Below are 1,166 nucleotides of genomic sequence, written 5' to 3'. Positions count from 1 at the left end.
CGGTACACCATCGCCCGCCACCACGAGCGCAAGCACCGGCTGTGGCTGGAGATGGTGACCGAGGACGCTGACCAGGGTCCCACGCAGGCGCCGGTGGTGGAGCGGACCACCACGGTGGTTCAGGAGCTGCTGGGGGAGTCGGCTCGAGTGCAGGTCGACATGGACGATGACGGGCAGGCCCAGCGGATCACGGTGCGCCACAGCCAGGGCACCAACATGGCCTTCGGGAACAAGCGCCAGCGGGTGGAGCGGGTGATGGCCACGCGCATCCCGGGGGACTGGGTGCCGAAGTGGGATCTGCAGAACGACGTGGTCGAGTTCGTCACGCGGGTGCCGATGCCCACGCTGGTGCTGCCGCCCACCGCGCACTCGCCGTTGGCGACCACTCACGAGGACTACTCGGATTTCCAGATCCCGTTGGGCATCGACGAGGAGAACGAGGAGCTGTCCTGGACTCCGCGCAAGCAGCCCCACGCCGTGGTGGTGGGCACGACGGGTTCGGGAAAAACGGTGGTGCAGCACAACGTGGTGCAGCGGGTGACCCAGGCCGGTTGGAGGGTCTGGATTCTGGACGGCAAGCGCATCGAGTTCATCGGGTTCCGGCACTGGCCGAACGTGGAGAGGATCGCCTCCCGCATCGAGCATCAGGTGAAGATGATCTACGACGCCCACCAGCTGATGGAGCACCGGTATGGACTGATCGAGCAGGGCGAGGCCACCGTCGCCGACTTCGAGCCCCTGGTGCTCGTGATCGACGAGGCCACCACGTTCCTCGAGGGCGCGGACCGGTGGTGGAAGGAGGTCAAGCCCAAGGGCGGCACGGCCAAGGCTCCCTGCCTGGGGTTGATCGCGGACATCGCCCGCCTGGGCCGCTCAGCGAAGATCCACATGCTCATCGGACTGCAGCGACCGGACACCGCGTTCATCTCCGGTGAGATGCGCGACAACCTGTCCATGCGCGTGGCCATGAGCAGGCTCAGCCCCGACGGGGCCAAGATGATGTGGGAGTCCTACGCCATCGGCACCGCCATCCCCCGGCACATCAAGGGCCGGGGCATGGCGATGAACGCCGCCGGCGTTCCGGTGCAGATCCAGACCATCTACGCCCCCAACCCCGACCCGGGCTCCCCGGACTTCGACCCCGCCAAGACCGCCGCGGTGCGCCC

Annotated in this window: 1 protein-coding gene; it reads left to right on the top strand. The window is 67.7% G+C overall.

Features of this window, described 5'->3' with window-relative positions:
- On the top strand, positions 1-1,166 hold a 1,166-nt coding region (locus tag AC0VX0_RS12315; RefSeq protein ID WP_475452194.1), incomplete at both ends, for an FtsK/SpoIIIE domain-containing protein.

Source organism: Micrococcus sp. iso_26, from assembly GCF_056172975.1.
This window is presented reverse-complemented; position numbering and strand designations above follow the sequence as displayed.